The 21,265-nt window shown below is 55.4% G+C and carries 10 protein-coding genes; 7 read left to right on the top strand and 3 right to left on the bottom strand.

The genetic code is table 11. The features are described from left to right. Nucleotides 1-225: 225 nt before the first annotated feature. Nucleotides 226-789: an RNA 2'-phosphotransferase gene (locus tag SH528x_RS10120; RefSeq protein WP_442510406.1), complete on the bottom strand. Its 564-nt coding sequence runs from the start codon at nt 787-789 to the stop codon at nt 226-228. A gap of 409 nt (nt 790-1,198) precedes the next feature. On the opposite strand from SH528x_RS10120, the gene SH528x_RS10115 reads away from it, so the two are divergent. Next, complete coding sequence (locus SH528x_RS10115; RefSeq protein WP_442510405.1) at nt 1,199-2,359, top strand: C45 family autoproteolytic acyltransferase/hydolase; 1,161 nt, start codon at nt 1,199-1,201, stop codon at nt 2,357-2,359. 15 nt (nt 2,360-2,374) lie between these two features. After that, nucleotides 2,375-3,763 carry an aspartate aminotransferase family protein gene (locus SH528x_RS10110; RefSeq protein ID WP_442510404.1) on the top strand — a complete coding sequence of 463 codons (1,389 nt, stop codon included), beginning with the start codon at nt 2,375-2,377 and terminating at the stop codon, nt 3,761-3,763. Between the two features lie 746 nt (nt 3,764-4,509). On the opposite strand, the gene SH528x_RS10105 is transcribed toward SH528x_RS10110, so the two are convergent. After that, nucleotides 4,510-5,934, bottom strand: a complete 1,425-nt coding sequence (locus SH528x_RS10105; RefSeq protein WP_442510403.1) for a hypothetical protein — start codon at nt 5,932-5,934, stop codon at nt 4,510-4,512. 148 nt (nt 5,935-6,082) lie between these two features. Between SH528x_RS10105 and SH528x_RS10100 the strand changes: the two genes are divergently transcribed. From SH528x_RS10100 to SH528x_RS10080, 5 genes are all read left to right on the top strand, one after another. Beyond that, entirely contained in the window at nt 6,083-11,131 is a 5,049-nt protein-coding gene (locus SH528x_RS10100; RefSeq protein ID WP_442510402.1) for a PVC-type heme-binding CxxCH protein, read from the top strand. 880 nt (nt 11,132-12,011) lie between these two features. After that, a complete protein-coding gene (locus SH528x_RS10095; protein WP_442510401.1) occupies nt 12,012-12,416 on the top strand; it encodes a hypothetical protein in 405 nt (134 codons plus the stop codon). Nucleotides 12,417-12,734: 318 nt separating this feature from the next. After that, nucleotides 12,735-13,346 (top strand): RNA polymerase sigma factor, encoded by a 612-nt coding sequence (locus SH528x_RS10090; RefSeq protein WP_442510400.1) that lies wholly within the window; start codon nt 12,735-12,737, stop codon nt 13,344-13,346. Further along, the gene (locus SH528x_RS10085) at nt 13,333-18,360 is read left to right on the top strand and encodes a protein kinase domain-containing protein (protein ID WP_442510399.1); all 5,028 of its coding nucleotides are present in this window, start codon (nt 13,333-13,335) and stop codon (nt 18,358-18,360) included. Before SH528x_RS10090 ends, SH528x_RS10085 begins: the two co-directional genes overlap by 14 nt. A 79-nt stretch (nt 18,361-18,439) precedes the next feature. After that, nucleotides 18,440-20,821: a reverse transcriptase domain-containing protein gene (locus SH528x_RS10080; protein WP_442510398.1), complete on the top strand. Its 2,382-nt coding sequence runs from the start codon at nt 18,440-18,442 to the stop codon at nt 20,819-20,821. 11 nt (nt 20,822-20,832) lie between these two features. Here SH528x_RS10080 and SH528x_RS10075 read toward each other — a convergent pair whose 3' ends face one another. Then, the gene (locus tag SH528x_RS10075; protein ID WP_442510397.1) at nt 20,833-21,084 is read right to left on the bottom strand and encodes a hypothetical protein; all 252 of its coding nucleotides are present in this window, start codon (nt 21,082-21,084) and stop codon (nt 20,833-20,835) included. Nucleotides 21,085-21,265: the final 181 nt, after the last annotated feature.

The raw sequence follows: 21,265 nt of genomic DNA, 5'->3' as shown, positions 1-21,265 counted from the left end.
CGAACTCGGCCGACTTGTTGGTGCAACGCGGTCGAGACGGACCAGCGGAATGTCTACTTCTGAATGGGGAAAACGGCAGCAGTGTTTACTGCTGCCTGAACAACTTGGCTCTTTGGCGGCCTCAAGCGATAGAGTTTATCAGCAACTCGATAGATAACTTGGCTGCCGGGCTCAAAGAGAGATCGGCCGCATAATGAAAGAACGACATCAGATTGGTGGTTCGATTCAATTGGAAGGTTTCGGAAGACGAAGCCACTGAGGCGGGACACATGCTACCAGCCAAACGCCGTTGGCCGAAAGGTAGAACTGGTGTCCGTCATCATGCATGGCCTTAGCGGCGACGCGAAGGATGATTGGCTTGCCACGTCTTGCACCGACTCTGGTTGCGGTCGCTTCATCGGCAGATAGATGAACGTGGTTTCGGGATCGCTTTTGCAGTCCATTTGCCTGAATGCTGTCGATGAACGCAGCAACAGTTCCGTGAAAGAGAATATCGGGTGGCGTCTTTTCCTCAAGCTTCAGATCCACTCCGGATACCGAGTGCCCCTGGCTCGCTCGAATGCGAAGGCCGTCGTCACTTAACGCGAACCGTTTCTTGTCGTTCGTTGCGATGACTTCATGAAGCAGTTCCAGTGTCAACTTCCTACCACGCGCGTTTGCATTGTTGATCAGATCATTGATGTCTAGCCAACCTTCATCGTCTAGATTCATCCCGACGACTTCGGGTTGGTGCCTAAGAACCAGGCTGAGGAATTTGCTCGTCGAGATAAGCGTTTTGTCAGTTTTCATGAGATGGATTTTATCGAACTGACAACGCCTGCGACAGATTGTTTTGGCGACTTCATCGATGTCGAAACCGATCATCGGACACGATTGACAGCCCTGACCTTCGGCGGCCAGCCATCAGCGTTTGCATCGCCATGCCGATCAAACTCAGAGTTTCGTCACACCGCACCCTCGAGGTGCTATTGCCGTGGACATGTACTTCAGTGAATATATTACCGCAGAGGATTTGCAATGTAGAACAATTGTCGGAATTGTTTCGCACCCTGAGCCTGTGGGGCTGGCGGAACAATTGAGACAATGGTTCTACCGTAGGCGGCGGTAGCTACTACCGATCGATGCGCCTTAATGTTTCGTCGTCTTTTACCATTGCCTCGTTAAGCTGTTGGCTCGTCCTGACCAGGAACATTGTCCCATGCCCTCCATCGAAATGCTGAAAATTGACGGCGATGCCGCCGCGATGGGCGTCGCCCACGGCACCGCATTTCGCAGCGAAATTCAATTGCTGACTCAGGAGCGTATGCGGCTTTGTTACGACCGTTTCTGGATCGGCGAAGGCAGCGAGGCGGTTAACCCCGAGGCACTGGCCGAAGCCTGTTGGGAACAACAACGGCGTTACGACGACCTGACCACCGCCGAACTTGAGGGCATCGCCCAGGCCGCAGACGTGCCAGCCCGCGATCTGCTAGTGACCGGCGGCTTTACTGATTTTGTCGACGCCCTACGCGGCGGCGCGGCGGGTGGGGCTATGGGCCAGGGGCCCATCGAAGATCCGGGACAATGCACCGCCGTGCTGGTCGCCGCCAATGCGGCTGCGGACGGGCGACCGCTGCTGGCGCAAACTTGGGACATGCATCCCACGGCCACTCCGTATATCCGCGTGCTGGACCTGCGGTCGACCGATCAGCCCGCCGCAGTGGTGTTCACTGTGACGGGTTGCCCGGCCATGATCGGCGTCAATGAACATGGTCTCGCGGTCGGGATCAACAACATGGTGACTGCGGACGGGCGTCCGGGCGTAATGTGGACCAGTGTGGTTCGCCGCCTACTTCGCGCCCGCAACGCCGACGAAGCACTGGCCCTGTTGAAAAAGGCACCAGTCGCTGGCGCACACCACTACCTGCTGCTGGATGCGGCAAGTACCGGTTACAGCGTTGAACGCTCGCCCACCCGTCTCGCTGTGCGTTCGTTGGAGTCGACGCTTGCCCATACCAACCACTGCCTGAACTCCGAACTGATCTCGATTGAGCCGCCCCGTGGCGACGCGCCGGCCTACAGCACGCGCAACCGGCTGCGAACGGCAGAAGAATGGCTCGAGGCACATCCCAAGGATTGCTCGCGTCTCGGCCTGTGGCAACTGTTAAACCGCTTCGATGAGAGCGATCCTTTGGGCTCCATCTGCCACGGCCCGCAGCCGGGTTATGATGTCGAAACCGGGGGCGCAGTAGTGATCTCACCTCGTGACGCGGCAATGGATGCGGTTTGGGGACAAGGCGACGTCCACAACGATGCGGATCGAATCGCGCCGCAGACCTTCAGCGTGTTCAGCCCCTCTGGAATACCCACAACTTACTGATTTTGAGCGTCAGCTATGTCCAAGACCGATACCGCAAACTCGACCATTCGGATCAACGGCCCACTGCCCGGTCCACTTGCTCAGGCGATCCTTGAGCGGCGCGACGCGACTACCGTGCGCGGTTTGTACCGTTCCTGTCCGATCGTCGCCGACCGCGCCGCGGGCGCTACAGTGACTGACGTGGACGGTAACGTTTTCATCGACTTGGCTGGCGGTATCGGCGCCCTGAATGCCGGGCACTGCCCGCCCGAGGTCACCGCAGCGATCCATGGCCAAGTTGACCGGCTGATTCATTTAAGCAGCATCGTAGGCACGTATGAATCGATGGTGCAGCTGAACGAAAAACTGCACGAAATCGTGCCCATCCGCGGTCCGAAAAAAACGCTCCTCTGCAACTCCGGTGTCGAGGCCGGCGAGAACGCGGTAAAGATTGCCCGCTACGCCACCGGCCGCCAGGGCATCATCGTCTTTGAAGGTGCCTTTCATGGACGCAGCCTGCTGGGCATGACCATGACCAGCAAGTACGAGCTGTTTAAACGCGGTTTCGGACCGTTTGCAAGCGAGGTCTATCGAGTGCCATTCCCCTACGAGTATCGCGAGAAGCCGGCTGGGATGAGCACGGAGGATTTCTGCGAACTTCGGATCAACGATCTGAAGAAAGCGTTCGTGGCACAGATTGATCCGACCAGTGTGGCGGCAGTCATTATCGAGCCGGTGCAAGGTGAGGGCGGTTTCATTCCCGCGCCGCCTGAATACCTTCGGGCTCTCCGCGAACTCACCGCCAAACATGGCATCCTGCTAGTCAGTGACGAGGTACAGACCGGCTTCTGTCGCACCGGGAAAATGTTTGCCATCGAACACACGCCGGGCTGCGGCACCGAGTGGGACGTGGACATGGTGATCATGGCCAAGAGCATCGGATCGGGGCTGCCGATCGCGGCGCTCACTGGCAAGGCTGAGTTGATGGACAAGCCACACGTCGGCGGGCTGGGATCCACTTACGGCGGCAACCCCGTGGCCTGTGCCAGCGCCGTGGCGACGATCGACTATCTGCGTGAACATCACTTGGCCGACCGGGCTATTGAGATCGGCGCGGTCTGCCTCGACTACTTCCGTCGCTGGCAAACGAAGCACGACGTGATCGGCGACGCGCGGTGCATCGGGGCGATGTGTGCGCTGGAGTTTGTCACGGATCGGGAGACGAAGGAGCCCAATTCCGTGCTGCCGCCGCTGATTGTCGAAGAGGCATTCCAGCGTGGCCTGATCACGATTCGGGCCGGGCTCTATGGATCGTGCGTCCGCTCGCTGGTACCCCTGGTGATCACCGATGAGCAGCTACACGAGGCCATGCAGACGCTCGGAGCCGCGGTCGATGCAGCGGTGCAGCGTGCCGCAGCGGCCTGAGTCAACTCAACTAACGCAGCTGCTTCATCGAAAGGTTTTGCGTCGCCGCGTGTGCGATTAGCGGAAATGAGTGTCCAACGCAGCCAAGTTGTGGGAATACTAATCAGCACTGATCCTGAACCGCGAAGCGGTGGCAGCTTTTAGCCCCGGACGCGAGTCCGGGGTGATGGGTATTTGGGGGGGCGAAAGTCGCAAAGCGACGGCATGAGTTCGTTGCGTGACCTCCCTGCCATGCCGCAAAACTCATGTCGTCACTTCGTGACTCACGGCGTTTTCGCTCCATTTTCCTGGGACTTACGTCCCAGGCTACAGCGTGCCGTCGCTTCGCGACTAAGAAATCAAACCCGCGCAAACCAAACATGCTGTCAACGCCAAAGATGAAGCAGCCCAGCGTTAGCCGCGAGTCTTCTTTTGCCAACGTTTTACCGAGCGGCAGCCCGACGCTAGTGCGTTCGGCTCACAAATCAGGACAGTCGTTTTAGTGCTTTGTCCAAATTAAAAGTTAGGGTTTGACTGTGGCGGAAGTCGTCAAGACTTTCGACCGTTCTCCCGTCCAAACGAAACTCTTGACGAGTTCCGCTACCCAAAAAAAAGAAATCTGGACAAAGCACTAGGATTGCGTTTCAGCTTAATTTCAGGGTGGACGGAGTGGAGCTTGAATCGGGCATCGTCGATTGCATCTGCCGGTCGATGCTGCGCTGAGGGCCGTTGGCTAGGCTGAAGCTACTTTAATCACCTCTCGACAATCACACGCGCAAGAGCATGTTGTTGATTGCACCGGTTAGCATCGGATCGACGTCCGCAGCGCAGTGGGCGACGCTGACGGCGTAGCCGCCTTGTGGGTACGCCTCTGCGGTTGGAATGTACCACGGGCCGCCATCGGAATAGGCGGCGCATGCCACGAAGCGATCGGACGCCGCAGCCTGGGCTCGCAATTGATACTCGACAAAGCTTTCCGAAGGTAGATGCAGAAGAGAAATGTCATTCACATGCATACAACTGAGCGTGATTGGCAGTCTCGCCTTCATGCGGCGAATCCAGGCGACGGTATACGAGGGACGATTTCGGTTCACCACGCTCTGTTTGCTGTCACTGATCTGACGCATCAATGCCTCCTCGTCAAAGCTCGGGTTGACGGGCGGCAAGATATCCTGGGTTTCCCAGCGAATCGACTCGATGGATTGTCGATCCAATTTTTCTTCCGAGGCCACGATTCCGGTGAGCATCCGCTCGGTCAAGACAACTCGCATCTCCTTGAACCCGTCGTTGTATTTGCCCGCTCCGATGTTCCCCCCACAACCGTTAAAGTACAAGTGCGTGCAGTCCGGTTCCTGTTGCTGGCGTTGTTTACGAGCCAAACCACAGAAATCCGCGCTAACGCGTCCGTCACCGTAGTAGCTCATCGGGTGACAGGCATAATAATGACACGCCGCTAGTTTTCGGTCTTGGTTATAAAACGCAACTGTCTTGAGCATCGGATCGATCACGCCTTCGGGCAGTGCATGATGCTCCGGACTTCGCGAACTGCTACCGCGTTGAGAGATCACTTTGCCATTGGGCCCTATGATTCGTCGATTGCCCGCTACCTTTTCGACTTTTGCTTCGCCATGAGCAACGTGGGTCACCGGAGTCGTTTGCTGCATAGCCTGGCGGACAGCGCCGCGACCGGCATCGAGACAAAGGAGAAAGAACTCACGCTCGATGATGTGCGGCAGATCGCCTTGGGCCAACACAATCTCTTCGGAATCAAGACAGGCAAACGGGGCATTGTGCTGGTGCACACAATGAACCGTCACTCGGTCAATACTGGTTCCCGCTGCCTCCGCCAACGCTTGTCGCCATTGTAAGTGGGCGGAATTGAGTAGCCCTGTCCAATCGACAACACAGACCACAATCGGTTTTCCGGACCCGAGCAACACATAGCCGATCGCTTCGAGCGGATCGTCGACCCCGACAACGGGCTTGATCCAGCCTCCGCACAGCGAGTGGCCCATCGGCGGCGTGACATCAAACCGAAACGTGCCGAGGTGAAGGCTCCCAACGCGAGTCTCCGCCAGCGTCTGGGAAAGCGCCGACGAAGTCGCCAGCCCGCTGGCGAACGTGGCTGCGGTCGCTGTTGATGCAGCAATAAATTCGCGGCGATTGAGTTTTGGAGGTTGGTTCGTGTTCATAACGAGGGATCGGTGAGCGGTAAGGTGGGAAAGGTTCTGGTGGGAGGTCTGTCTTCGCAGCAACGCGTGCTGCTACGACCGTGTATGATATCGTCTTATCCCCCGCATATTGCATCCCACCTTAATTGCAACGTTTAGTAAGCTTGAAATGTCCAAATCCGCCCTGCTCATTTTTGCTGGATTCCTCCTCTTACACGGTGGTGAACTAGCAGCCCAAACCAACACGCTGACCTACTTGGATGAACCCGCCGAGGGCTATTATCCCGGCACGGCGTTTCCCAAGCTAACGACACCACAATGGGTGGGTGATGAGGGAGTCGATGTCGTAATCACGTTGGGGATCGACGACATGGCCGATACTGCGAAATACGAAGCGTATTTGCGGCCGATCCTCGAGCGACTGAAACAAATCGATGACCGCGCCCCGGTCAGCATCATGTCGTGCAAGGTCGATCCCACCGATCCCCAGTTGCAAGCTTGGCTCGACGAAGGACTTTCGATCGAAGTCCACACGGTCGATCACCCCTGTCCTTGTCTGCAAGGAAGCGATTTCGCGACAGCCAAATCGACCTTTGATCGTTGTGTTGACACGATGGGGTCCATCCCCGGCAATACCCCCGTTGCCTTTCGCACCCCGTGTTGTGATTCACGCAATACGCCTAGCCCGCGACTATGGCAAGAGATTTTCAACCGTCGCACCGAAGCCGGCAATTTCCTACAAGCCGACAGCAGCGTGTTTACCGTCCTCACCGATGCCGACCCCGATCTGCCGCGTGAACTCGTCTTGGATCCCGACGGCACCCCGCGTTTCGCCAAGTACATCCCGTTTCCATCATTCGTCAACAAGATCCAAAACTATCCTTACCCGTATGTCATCGGCAAACTCGGCTGGCAGTTCCCGTGCATGGTCCCAAGCGACTGGGAAGCTCAAAATCTGCAGCAGCCCAACAACCCCAAAACCGTCGCCGACATGCAAGCCGCACTCGATGCGACGGTGATCAAGCAAGGCATGTTCAACCTCGTGTTCCATCCGCATGGTTGGATTCGAAATGACCAAGTGGTTGAATTGATCGATTACGCAGACAAAAAATACGGCAAACGCGTCAAATTTCTGACGTTCAAAGAATGCGTTGATCGCATCAACCGCAACCTGTTGGTCGACCAACCGCTGCGCGCCCCCGAAGATGGCGGGGACCATGGAGTCCGCATCGCCGATTTGAATCAAGATGGCTACGTCGACGTCATCGTCGGCAACGAAACTCGCAAAACCGTACGCCTGTGGCAACCGCAAACCAACCAGTGGCGTGAGTTCGATCATGACCTTCAAATCACCGCCAAGGGAAACCAAGAACGAGTCGACTTGGGCGTCAAGTTGGGGCATTTGGCCACGGACGGTTCCGTTTCCTTGCTGGTCAACAACGAAAACCAACAAGGCATCTACCGTGTGACCGACGCCGGGATCACTTCCAGTCCACTGCCCCCACCACTGTTGGACATCCGCACCTCCGTCGCGGGTGTCGATCAAGGGGTTCGGCTTCGTGATTTAGACGGCGACGGCATCTCGGAGGTTATCGTCGGCAACCCCAAAACCAAACAAATCCTCAAACGCGGCGATGATGGCAAGTGGCAATCCACACCGCATCCGATGCCTTTTGCGATTGTCGATGATCTTGGCCGAGACAACGGCGTGCGGTTTGTCGATTTTGACAAGGACGGCCACGTCGATGTAATCATTTCCAACGGCGCGGAAACCGCGATTCAGCTTTACGATGTCGACACCGGCGGATTCACGCGTCAGGTCGAGGATTTGACCAATGTTCCCTTGATCGTCCGCAATGGAACCAACAACGGCGTCTGGTTTAGCGATGACCATATGTGGGTGCAAAACGAAGACACCCACCGTCTGCCCGATTGGGTCGACCGGCGTTCCTTTCTGGAATTGTTAGGCCGCACAGAGCCCGGGCCCCGCTCGGCTGCACTCTCGCACCAATCGATTCAAATGCGACCGGGCTTTGAGGTAGAGCTAGTGGTCGCCGAACCTTTGGTGATGGACCCCGTCGGCCTGGACTGGGGGCCTGATGGAAAATTGTGGGTGGTCGAGATGGCGGACTATCCCCTTGGCCTTGATGACAAGGGCAAACCGGGCGGTCGCGTTCGCTACCTGGAAGACACCAACGGAGACGGCCAGTATGACAAATCGACATTATTCTTAGACGAAATCCCCTTTCCCACTGGCGTGATGGCGTGGCGTGATGGAGTGCTCGTTTGTGCCGCTCCCTCGCTGTTCTTTGCCGCCGACCGCGACGGTGACGGGAAAGCCGAAGTTCGTGAAGAACTCTATCGTGGATTTGGCGAAGGCAACCAACAACACCGTTTTAATGGCATCACCCGCGGATTGGACAATTGGTTGTATCTCGCCAATGGGGATAGCGGGGGAGTGATCGAGTCGGTCAAGACGGGCAAAAAGCTAGACATTCGCGGACTCGACATCCGCATTCGTCCCGAGGACGGAGCGATGGAAGCTCAAACAGGACAAACACAGTACGGTCGCCATCGCGACAACCATGGTAATTGGTTTGGCAACAACAACTCGATTCCGGTGCGTCATTACGTCTTGGCAGATCATTATTTGCGTCGCAATCCGCTGGTAGCGCCACCGGCGGCTCAACGGAATATCGCCCGTTTAGACAACACCCAAGTGTTTCCGATTTCACGAGTGTTGAGCCATTGGTCCGGTTACAAGCCGCCTGCCGCGGGAATGGAACATGAATTCACTTCGGCTTGTAGCACGATGGTTTATCGTGACACTTTGTTCGGCGATGACTTTCTGCAAAACACGTTTACCTGTGAACCGGTTCACAACCTCGTTCATCGCCGGCAATTGATTGCCACAGGAGTCACGTTCGAAAGCGTTCGACCCGCAGACGAAGCGGGGATTGAGTTCTTGGCCTCGACCGATTCTTGGTTGCGGCCCTCGTTCGTCACCACCGGCCCCGATGGGGCACTATGGGTTACCGACATGTACCGGTTAGTGATGGAACACCCGGAATGGATTGGTGAACGCACCAAAGAGCTTTTCTTGCGTTCGGGGCATGATCGAGGACGGATCTATCGAGTCTATCCGACGCACACGTCGCCGCGACCGATCCTCAAGCTAAATGATTTAACCGGTCCCGCCTTGGTCGATCAACTCGCATCACCCAATGGCCGCGTCCGCGATCTTGCTCAACAATACTTGATCGAACGTAACGACCCTCAGGACACGGCGCGACTGCAAACGATGATTCGCTCGTCAACCAATCCACTAGCCCGCTTGCACGCGATGTGCACTTTGGACGCGAGAGGGATCGACATCCAAACGCTTCACATCGCGTTGGCCGACACCGACGCCACCGTCCGCCGTCATGCGATTCGCATTGCCGAGAAATTCCTTCACGAACCGGGGGAGGTTTCCGACCGTTTGGTTTCGGCACTGGAAACCTGTGACATCAGCGATCCGCACGTACGTCTGCAACTCGCCTATTCGCTAGGCGAGTCCTCGTCGGCGGACGCGGTGAATCGACTCGCCGAGATTGCTTTGCTTTCCGCCGGTGACTCGTACTTGCAAGCCGCTGTGATCAGCTCGCTGGGCGAGCACAATCTACGTGAGTTCCGAACAGCGATTCACGGCAAAGAGGCTGCAGCACCTTATCAGGCCGCCGTCCTCGAGATGGCCGTGCGCATGAAGAATAGTGACTTTTTGGCAGAACTGTTCGACAACGTTATCGATCAGGCCCGTCAAGACACAAGCGTCGAGAACATCCACGAGCTCACTGCGGCATTGGGCACCGTTCGCAAACGCGGCGTGGCACTGCAACCCGCCCTGCAGGTAAAACTGGCGGACTTCGGTGCCGAACTTGCAACGCTAGTGGCGGACCCGGACGTTGAGATCACGCATCGCCGAGCCGCCGTTTCCGCACTGACACTGATCGATGCAAAGTTTCGTGGAGATGTCCTTAATTTGGTCACCGCAGCGGAGCCGCTTGAGCTTCAAATCGCCGCGGTCCACGCCTTGGCTGGTCACGAAACTGCCGCTTTGTTGTCGCGGTTGACCAACATCAGCCCCACCGTGAGGTCGGCGATCCTAGACGATTCGATGACGCGTGAATCCACCGCGTTACAATTAGCCGAGGCCGTCCGCAGCAAAACGATCCCGCTGCAAACGATAGGCACGGAACATCGACAAAAGATGACCGCTCACGTCAGCGAGAAAGTGCGTGCGGTGGCCACAGAATTGTTCGGCAATGCGATGAGTTCGGGAGACAAACACACCTTGCTCGAAACCTATCGCGTCGTGAATCCCGCAGCGGGGGATCTGGGCCGCGGACAAGCAATCTTTACCCAGCATTGTGCCAGCTGTCATCGCGTCAAAGGTATCGGCAATCAAGTCGGCCCCGATTTGGCCGGGCTCAAGGATCGCTCGCCGAAAGCGATGGTGACCGCGATCCTGGCTCCCAACGCTGCGGTCGAAGACAAGTACCTCAGCTACAACGTGCTGACGCTCGATGGAGTTGTCGAGGCGGGCATCATCACCAACGAATCGACCGTGGCAATCGAATTGACGCTGCAGAATGGCAAATCCAAAACTATTTTGCGAGAGGATATCGACCAAGTCCAAAGCGTCGGCACGTCGCTGATGCCCGAAGAGTTCGAAAAGGTAATCTCCCCGTCGCAGATGAATGACTTGCTCGCGTTTCTTGGCGAATTGGGACCGGCACCAAAAACCTTTTCAGGAAACGAACCCGTCACGATCACCGCAGGCGAAGGTGGGACCGTTGAACTGGCCGCTTCCGCATGTCGCATATTCGGTGACAAGATCAACTTCGAAGCGAAATATAAGAACATCGGATTTTGGGGCGATGTCAACGACCGAGTCGAATGGACCGTTGCGAATGACAAACCAAGTCAATACGAAGTTTGGTTGGACTATGCCTGTCCCGCTAATACCGCGGGCAACAACTTCATCTTCAGTCTCGGCGATCAAACCTTGACCGGCACCGTGCGAAGCACAGACAATTGGGACGACTACCGAAAAGTCAAACTCGGCACGATCACGCTGCCGCAAGCCACAAGCGTCGCGGTATTCAAGTCGGATCCGAGTTTGAAAAACTGGCTGCTCGATTTGCGTGGCATCACGCTAAAGCCAATCGCACCGTAAGCCAGGGCCGCTAGGCAGGTCGTTCGGTATATACCGATGAAACGTCGATCCTTTTGTGAGCCGACGGCGCTAGCCTGAACTGCTAAAGCAGGTAGGCAGGAATCATTAGGTGAAATGACTCATATTGACCGGCTTAATCGTTCGTCGTTGACAACCGAAACGTCCGTAACGAAGGGACGCTGCACCGTATCGCTGATCACGGCACATTGCCCATTAAACATCGTCACTTTCGGTGCCCCCAGTACGTTGGACCGAGGATCTTTTTGGATTCGGTGGAGTAGCCGTTCGCTTTCCAGCCGACTGATTTTGGTGAATCGAAAAGGACTGCTCGACAATGGGCGAAGTGGCGAGAACTTCCTGCGAGGTCGATGCGTCGATTGAAAAGGTTACTATCCCATGGAATTGGCCTTTGTCATCTTTCCTTAAGGAGCAGGGCGACCGCGCAAAATTAGTGCGGATTCGTGTTAATCCGTGGCAAACCAACGAGCCCAATTGTCAGCCACGGATACGCACGGATCCACGGGAATGAGTGCATGTCAAAAAACGCTCAATTCAACCGAATCCAAACGCCACCAAGGCGAAAGACTAAGTGAGTATCCGAAAAGGGGTCTGACCCTTTGGAAGCGAGTCGTTTTTGTTGAGTTTTTTTCCTCGCCGGAGAGGGTCAGACCCCTTTTCGGATACCCTCTAAGAACTGCCGAAAGCGTTCTTGTCTCTTTAATGTTTCCGCGTAACGAAAGCCACGTGACCGCTATCGATAGGGTGTTCGCGTCACCTATCATGAAGTTGCACGTATTGTCCAAGTGACCTGGTTGCGTGCTATCGTTGAACGTCTCGCGGATGTTATCAACAACAACAGCCCTTGTGCTCAATCCAAACAATGCAAAGCAACAATCCCTACGAACCGCCCCCGCTAGATGTTGACTGGCTGGTGATGAGGCGGCGAGCGATTCCAGTTGGCCGCGAGGAGATACACACGGTGATCGTCCAAACGTCGCTTTCAAGAGGCCTTAAGACACACACGGTTGACGCCGCAGGTGAGGCGACACCGATCCAACGAGGGCCTTGTTGCATTCAAATCGGCGAGCGGGAAAGGCATCAAGTCGAGGTCGAATTGGACGCGATGCACCGAGTCAACGTTCTCGTTGATGGCAAGCTGGTTGAGGGGGATCTGTTTCCTCGCATGCGGACCACGATCTTTGCTGTCGTCATCGGCTTCATACTTGTAACCACCGTGACAGTGACCCTTGGAGTTGTACTGTTAGTCAGATTTCTGGGACACTGAACGACATCACGGCCATCGCGATAGATGTCCGGCGGTCGATGAAAGAACATGCCGACATGATGGCGTAAATCTTTCGCTCGATCGGTGATTGATTTGGGGTATGGTTGTGTGTGGAAAGCTTAGCTTCCCTTATCTTTGTGATGCAGTGAAAATCAGCCTGCAGGTGGGCGGGATGCTGCACGGCACGATCAGGGAAACCCCGTCGTCGGGCGATTTTTAAAATATTGCTAAATGGCGTGAAAGATTGCTGTGCGTGCTGAGTCTTCCTCGTACAAGAGTACCGAAGCGTCAGGATTCTGACCCCCGACCGGAAATTAGATGACTTCCAGCCCACCCGAAACGCGTGCCAGCTTAATCCTGCGATTGCAGGATGGGGCGGACATCGCGGCTTGGGATGAGTTCGCGGAAATCTACGCTCCTGTCGTTTACCGATCGGCACGCCGGCTTGGATTACAAGCCGCCGATGCGGATGACGTCGTTCAAGAAGTGCTGTCAGCGGTCGCCCGCTCGGTCACCGATTGGATTGCTCGAGACGATCGCGGTGCTTTTCGAGCTTGGCTGTTCCGTATCGCTCGCAATACAGCGATCGACTATATGACGCGTCGGAAACATCGACCGTGGGCGAGTGGCGGTGACGAGGCGGCTCGGCAATTGAATGAGGTCGAAGCGGCAGCGGACGTGGCAAGCCAATTCGACTTGGAAGTTCGTCGCGAGCTCTTTACGCGAGCTTCCGAAATGGTCCGCTTGCAAGTTCGCAACACAACCTGGCAAGCCTTCCACCGCACCACCGTACTTGGTCAATCGATCGAAACGGTCGCGAGTCAGCTCGGTGTCAGTCCCGGCAGTATCTACATCGCCCGCAGTCGAGTGATGAAGCGATTGCAGATCGCAGTGAAATCCTTTGCAGAGATATCCAATGATGAAATGTGATGACATTGCCTTCGACGATCTGCTCGATGCCGATGACGACATTGACACGCACAACCCCGATATCGCTCGGCATGTGGAATCCTGTGCGTATTGCCAGAGTCGCTTGGCTGGGCTTGCCGCCGATGCCGAGCAATGGGACGAAATGCAACGCTGGTTATCGACCGCAGACGTCAACGATTCCGAGGACGCCGATTTGCTGGATGCAGATGAACGTTGGAAGCATCCTGTTGCATGGAACGAAGCGATGGCAAAGACGCTATTGTCGCAGGCCAGTCATCCCGAAATGTTGGGCCGTATTGGTCGCTATGATGTCGAACGATTGATCGGCAGCGGTGGCATGGGCGTGGTGTTCAAAGCCTACGACACGGAGCTTAATCGCCCCGTGGCGGTGAAGTTGCTGGCTCCGTATTTGGCCAGCAGTGGTGCGGCTCGGAAGCGGTTTGCAAGGGAAGCTCGTGCGGCGGCCGCGGTCGTTGATGATCATGTCGTGCCGATTCACAACGTCGAAACCGATGACGAGCATCCGTTTCTGGTGATGAAGTACATTGCCGGCGGTTCACTGCAACAGCGACTTGATCGCGATGGGCCGCTCGATGTTTGCGAAGTGCTGCGGATCGGCACTCATACTGCAAAAGGACTCGCCGCCGCGCACGCCCAAGGCTTGATCCACCGCGATGTAAAGCCCTCGAACATTTTGTTGGATGAAGGTGTCGATCGCGCGTTGCTGACCGACTTCGGCCTTGCCCGCGCCACCGACGACGCCAGTTTGACTCGCAGCGGTTTCCATCCCGGTACGCCCCATTACATGTCGCCCGAGCAAGTCCGCGGCGATGCGATTGACGCCCGCAGTGATCTGTTTGGGCTCGGTTGTGTGTTGTACGCACTCTGTACTAGTCACCCGCCGTTCCGCAGCGAAACCAGCTACGCCGTCCTCCGCCGAGTCACCGATGACGCGCCACGTTCCATTCGCGAAATCAATGCAAACATCCCGTTGTGGCTAGAGCAGATCGTGATGAAGTTGCTTGCTAAATCTCCCGGTGACCGCTTTGACTCGGCCGAACAGGTCGCCGAGCTACTCGAAGACTGCCTCGCACACGTCCAGCATCCAACGACAACACTGTTGCCGAAATCCATCGCCGCGTTGGCTCCCGAACAAAGCCGCCGCCCACCGATCGGCAAGTTCATCGCCGCTGCAGCCTTCGCCTTCTCGTTGCTTTTCGCGGGCGTGTTGATCGTGCTGGAATTGAACAAAGGCACGCTGACGATTCAGTCGGTCGTCGATGACGTTCCAATCCGCATTGTTAAGGGTGGCGAAACAGTCGAGCGACTGAGGGTTCATCAATCGGGTGAAAAGATCCGTATCGCAAGCGGAGATTACGTCGTGATGATCGACGGACCGATCGAGGGAATAACAGTGAGTGACGGGCAGGTCTCATTACAGCGAGGTGGAGACGTAATTGTCAACATTGTTCGTTCGACTAATCCCATCGATACTTCAACAGTCTTGGCCACTCATGTTGTTGAGATCGATTTAGGTGATTCGCAGTTTGCTGTTGGAGACGAGATCGAAATTCAATCTGTGACATCTTCTGGAAACGGATTTGAAGTGGGGGCAACGGTGATGGTGAAGGGAGTCTACACGCTTGAATCCGCTAAAACGGCTGATCTGTGTTTCTTTTCAACGACGACCTTGGGACCTGAAGAAAATCCAACGCCCACACCGATTCAGCCTAGCCAAAGAATCCAGGCGACGAGTGGCACGCACGAATTCACGCTTTCGAAGGTGATTACGACAACTGGCAGTTCTCATGTCTCCTTCTATCACCCTACTACGGGCGAAGGCATGGGCGGTGTGTATTTCGCGGAGGCCAATCGATCTAAGATCGCCGAAGCCAAAGTCGATATGCCAACAGGCTTGGAACGTGAAATCCAGCAAGTGCTATCAAGTATTGATGCATTCAATAGGCGTGAAGATCGTGGCCCGAACTCGCCAAGAAGTCAGCGGTGGGGATCAGAGCTTCAATTGTTAGTGAACTATGGATCGGCTGCCGTACCGAGCATCGTTCGCGAACTTGACCAAACACGCGACGACCGAATGATCGCGACACTTGCTTTTGCGCTAAGGGCAATTGGAGACAAACGGGGCGTGCCGGCTTTGATTCGTGCCATCCCAAGAACGAGCGTTCCGTCAACCAAATGCAATTGGATACGGAGCGACACGATCATCGACGAAGATCTGGTTTCCTTTTTTAAGCAAAATCGATTTACAGGCCAAGGTGACGCCGCCATTGGTTGCTCCGATGCGCCGACCGAACTTTCCTGTGCTCTCGCAGAACTCACGGGGCAAGATCTCGGGCTCAGTCGAGTGTTTGGCGTCGGGATGCCGCAACAGCTCTATCTTCAACAACGGGCCCTCCATCGCGACGCTCAGCGCTGGGCTAAATGGTGGGATGCAAACAGTGCGGACTTGGTTGAGGATGCCGCATTTAGAATCGTCAATGTGCCATCGATGACAATGGAGAAACCTCCAGGCGTTGAGCCAAACCAAATACTTGCGAAGATTTTCTGGCGGACGAGTAACCAACTCCAGTCATTGCAGATTGCTGCGGATGCGACCGAGCAGGAGCGTGCTGTGTTTCTGGACCTCGACACGGGGCGATCCGAATCAGTACCAACTGCTTGGCGTGGACGGAATCTGTCGGAATCCGATCGAGCAGATTTGTTTGCCTGGGCTGAGCAAGAAGGTTTCGATTTGGTTTGTGACCAATATAAAACGGACGACGGTAGCCAGCACTATGTATTGCGGGGTCTAGGACTCAAGGCATGGCAGGTAGACGAAGTTCAATGGGAAGCACAATCGCATTATGCTTCGCTTAATCAGGTCATCGATGAAGGAAAGGAAGTGTCAGGAGATTGGTTGATTCCGTTCAGCGAAGAGAAACATTCGCTCGATCCAACAACCACAGCACCCTTCCTTGTTGTGACACGTGAAGGAACGCCCGTTCTGCTGTACGAAGGTGCCGAAGTTACGGAGAAAGTGTCTCCCGATGCCACGACCTATGCAGACGACCTTCATCGTCCCACGGGTTTTGTCGATGGCCGAAAGTTGGCGATTATGTTTTTCGAGCCGTTGCAGAATAGAGGGGAAGAGAAGGCTTCTGGAGACGTTGGTCCACTCCATGACATGGAGCCCAATCCCACGACAGGTGACCAAGCGAGTGTCAAAAACGATATCGCGACTCCATTGGTCGGCGAAAGAACTCTTGCTGAGGCTGTGCGTGAATTTAACCATCTGCATTCCAAGGATGCTCAGGGCAGGCCGCAACCGCCCCTTACCTCGGGCGAGGTCTACACATGCTTGCAGTGGAAATTGGGCAACGGTGATTTCCCAGAGAAAATACGAGCGGGCATGGTGTCGATGATCTTCAGCAAAAATCGAATCGTACCGGCGGGGTGGCAGTTGACGGGCGGTCTGGTGCGGCACCGATGCGATCAGGGAACGATTCAGACCTGGGAAGTCAATTTGGAAACGCATGGGCTATCCGAGCCTGTTTCCATTCGCCGCATGTCGATCGCACCACCCGCTGCGATTCAAACGCCAAGCGAGGCGCTTGGCAACGACGAAATAGCAGCACCACTTGCGACGGGCATCGCTGGTTTCAACGCTGCTCACAAACCAACCAACGGGATCGCGGGCATCCACCAAACTGTGCGGAGTCACGGTCTTGAATTACCTCCGCTGACACTGGATGAAGTGCTCGCAGCGATCGCTCTGTGGCAAACGAAGCGTAACGAAGCGGATGTGGATAACGCCACTTTCGAACGCTTTCAACGCATCGCCAGAACGCATCAGTTGCCGTCAGACATCCGCTTCGAATTTATCCCATCCTTCGAAAACGCGATCGGCGAATGGTTCTACATCTGGTCGGTGCAAATTCTCGTTCCACAGGTCGCTAAGCCAGGATCGACCTATGCGTTCACGATTCGTCAGCATTATTTGGACAGGGACTTGCAGAATGTGGCGGCGATTCACTGGGGAAAGCCTGCGGAAAACGGGCTTCAAGCGGGCTTTCGATTGATCCCTTCTCAGCAAACGTACGAGATCGGACAGATTGTGGATGTCGAGTTCTTCTATCGCAGCACCACGGGAGCAGGCGTACCCGCGACGCTTGATAACGCTTTCACTTACCGCCGTGCCGAACTAAGAGGAGATGTGCAATTCGGAAAGGTCGTCGATGTTCAGCAGAAAACCATTCCTGGTGGTGCCGTCAAAACCGTGATCGGAGACAAACCAACTGTTCGCAAGGGACAACGAATCCAGTTTTGTGCTGATGCCGATCCCGAAGTCGAGGACGGAGTTGGCACGAAGCTGATCGTTGAGCCAGGAAAAGGATACCGGTTGGTGTTTGTCGTCTCCAATCCCGGCGACGACTCTGATGACGAGGACCTCGAAACTGGGAGGTCGCATTACATCAACACGCCGTCGCTGAATCCGCGAAAAGAGTTACCGTTATTTGCCGGCCACTGGTATCAACATTGGGGCCGGTCGGTGCCGGGACATCGAGCACCAGCCGAATCGACGCCCGATCTCGAGTACAACGATCCGTTTCAGATTGGGGTGTCGCTCGGACCCGCGGACAAGAATCGGATTCCGGCCTACTACGCCGGTGGTTTGACGGTCACGAGAGTGGCTCCGCACAGCCCCGCCGAGGCTGTTGGTATCGAAGTCGGCGACACGCTGCTTGCCTGGGAGGGGAACCAGATTGACAGCAACGATCCAAGTAAACCGTTTCGATACAGCGGACCAAGCAATCGGTTAGCAGCGAAACTGCAAGAAAATGCCAAGTCCATGGGTTGGGCGTCCTACAACATGAAATTTGATTTGTTGGATCACCGCAGCGACGAAGTGATCGCAATCGCTCCCTGGTTTGGCGCGACAGCAGGTGGCGGTCCCACCAAAGTCGAACAGGTCAAACGTTTGGTGGAACGCAAACGTCTTCGCAATGAGCCGTGATATGAACGCCAAGCGACGCATTTGCCGATTTGAAATCGACTAGAATTGTCGGTACTTCTAATTCAAGTGAGAAATACTGATGACCGCATCCACGATTCAATTCATTACCAAGACTCGACTTGCGGAGCTGTCACGGCAACGTGAGTCATTGCTGAGCCAATACGAAGCGGCAGAGTCGGCTGGTCGCGGCAGCGATTTACAGAGTCTCGCGAAGCTATGCGAAGGCCTGAAGAAGGTTCGGATCACCGAGATTCCGCTTCACCGTGATCTGCCAAATCTGAGGGCACTTTTCCAAGGTCGAGCCGCCCCACAATCTCTGATTGATTTTTGGCGTGAGAAACTGCTGGTGGAAATCCGGCGAGGCCGACTGCGGGCCAACGTCGTCTATCTGTTCGGTGCCTTCTTAAGTGAGTGGGATGAATCTGACATCCAAGGCGTTGGACGCATGAATGAACGGCAGGCTCAGAGGACGCGAATCCTTGCAGGACTCGCCGCCGAGGCCTCGCAACCCGCACTTGATCTATTGGGTTCCGAATTGTCAGCCTTTGCGAACCATCGCCAAAAGGTTCAATCGATTATTGCAGAAAAGCTTCAGCAGTCGCTCGATATGAAACTTGCAGGCTTTGACGGTTTGCATTGGATTTCCGCGAACGCTCACTATCCCAAGGATGTGCGACTCGAGGCCAAACGGTTCCAGGAGAATGGTGCGTTAGCGAGTCAACTGAGCGATGCGATCCGAGTCGCCACACGGGATCCTCGGCAGTGGTCGTGGCCCGATCAAGGTGTTCGACCTCGAGTACTTTGGACACGCAACCGATGGCGGTTATACCCCACCATGTCGCTTGTCGAATTGTTAACCGTCAACCATTCGGCTGACTTTTGGTCCTCCGCAATCGATGATGGTTACACCAACTCAGCCATTATTCTCAGTCATCTCAGCCGTCTGCAAAAGTTGATCGACCTGGGGGCGCCAGAGGTCATCATGTTCAACGAGAGACGGATACTGGCGTTGCAGAAAGACCGAGCGGCGCTAGATTGGTACGAACCCGTAGATCCGTGGACCGACCAAGTTGTTTTGAACGAGGACGAGGAAGAATCAGTGATGGGATTGGTTGGCTTGCGTGCTAGCCGACAAGCCGAGCTTCGTGATGCATCGAATATGGGCTACGGGTATGACGAAGGAGTCAATCCGATGGTCAAGCTCGTTCATGCTGAGATTGAGTTGCTTCGCGCAGCCTTTCCTGACACCCCACTTCATGTGTTAAAGATCGACGTTCGTGACTACTTCGCTTCGGTGCCGCACGCGACATTGCTCACCATGCTGAATGGACTGGGGATGACTGACGCCGGAATCGAATTTACGCAGCGTTATTTAAAAACGCCGTATATCGTGGATGTCGATCGTGTGGAAGCGGCTGGTTGCGGTGTGCCAATGGAACTGGGGTATTCGCATTGGCTCTGTGAGAAGCTGATGCGATTGCTCGAAAAATTTATTCACAGTAACGCAAAAGTCCGGATCATTCGCCAGTTGGATGATCTTTGTATCCTTAGCCCTAGTGGCAAGGAAGTTGAGGCAGCGTTTACTGCTGCGAAATCGTTCCTTGCTGACGTGGGTCTATCGCTGAATGACGACAAGAGCGGGGCGGTGACGATTGGCGGCGAACAACTCGATGAACTTCCCTCATCGAATCCACGTTGGGGCGTCTTGGAATTGACCAAGGCGGGGCAGTGGCAAACCAATCAAGAGGCGTTTGAGGTTTACTTGCGTGATTCGCGGAAGGAGGTTGATGCACGGCACGCGATCCTAGCCAAGGTACTAGCGTACAACGACCAGTTGAAACACTTGGTTTGGGGGCTCGGTTTGGCGATGGATTTGGGCGACCAACATCGCGACTCTGCGAATCAGGCTCTACAGACTTTCGAGAACGACTTCTTCGGCGATGGCCAGAGCATCTACGTCGGACTGACGTCGCTGATTGAAGAACGACATCGAGGCGAGTTGCAGGAGGTTCCGTTAGCATGGATGGTTTGGCCGATCACCGCGGGCGGTCTCGGTTTGCGTTCGGCGACGGTGCTGTGTGGCCAGTACCAGTTAGCGTATGAGGTCCGATCGACCGTCAGAAAAACGGTACCGCCGGACAAACCAGACGACTGGCAAACTCAGTCGAGGGAATGGAGCGACCTTTACGACGACAAGAACGTGACACTTGAACCGGCCAATTGCGATGAATCGCGGACCATGAACGCCCTGGTCGAAGGGTTCATTCGCCGCGGCAAGAGCATCTCGGGCGGCGAGCAAGAAGGGCTCTCACCTTATTGGAGATGGACGCTGAGCATCTTCGGTCCAGAAATCTTAGATCGGCTCGGTACGTTTGAGTTTCTATTAACGGAACTCGTACCTCTTCAGTTGATTCAGGACAAACTACTCAGCTCGGACGCTCCGACCGCCGACGCGGAGTAGTCAAAGTGTCGTCAGTTCCGGCGGCGGTGAATGTGACCAGTAAAGAAGCGTCGGTCGTCTGACCCTGGTCGTTGACGAAGTCTTCGCGAACGGGGGTTTAATTCCGTCCGAATTGTTTCGCGAGCACCACCGCGGGTGAACTGTTTGTACGGCCAATCCTTCTCGGCAAACGCATACGGTTCGAGAAACCGATAAGCCTGACGCAGGCTTCGATTGTCTTTCGTTTCAAACTCCCAAAGATTAACGCCGACCTTACGACTCATGAACGTCAAATTTGCAAATGCCCAGTCCTCGCCAAAGCAGCGAGGGCATTTTTGGCTGTCTTGCTTTTCGTCCCTTGGGACGCGGGTAGCGGATATACTGGGCATGTAAGGCGGATGGAACGAGCTCGTTGACTACGAAGAGTATGTCGGGCAGGAGGGCGATGACGCGCTGGAAGATTTT

Origin of the sequence: Novipirellula methanifontis, from assembly GCF_052161655.1 — a bacterium.
GTDB lineage: Bacteria > Planctomycetota > Planctomycetia > Pirellulales > Pirellulaceae > Novipirellula.
The sequence above is the reverse complement of the archived record's forward strand: the minus strand, read 5'-3'. Positions and strand labels throughout refer to the sequence as shown.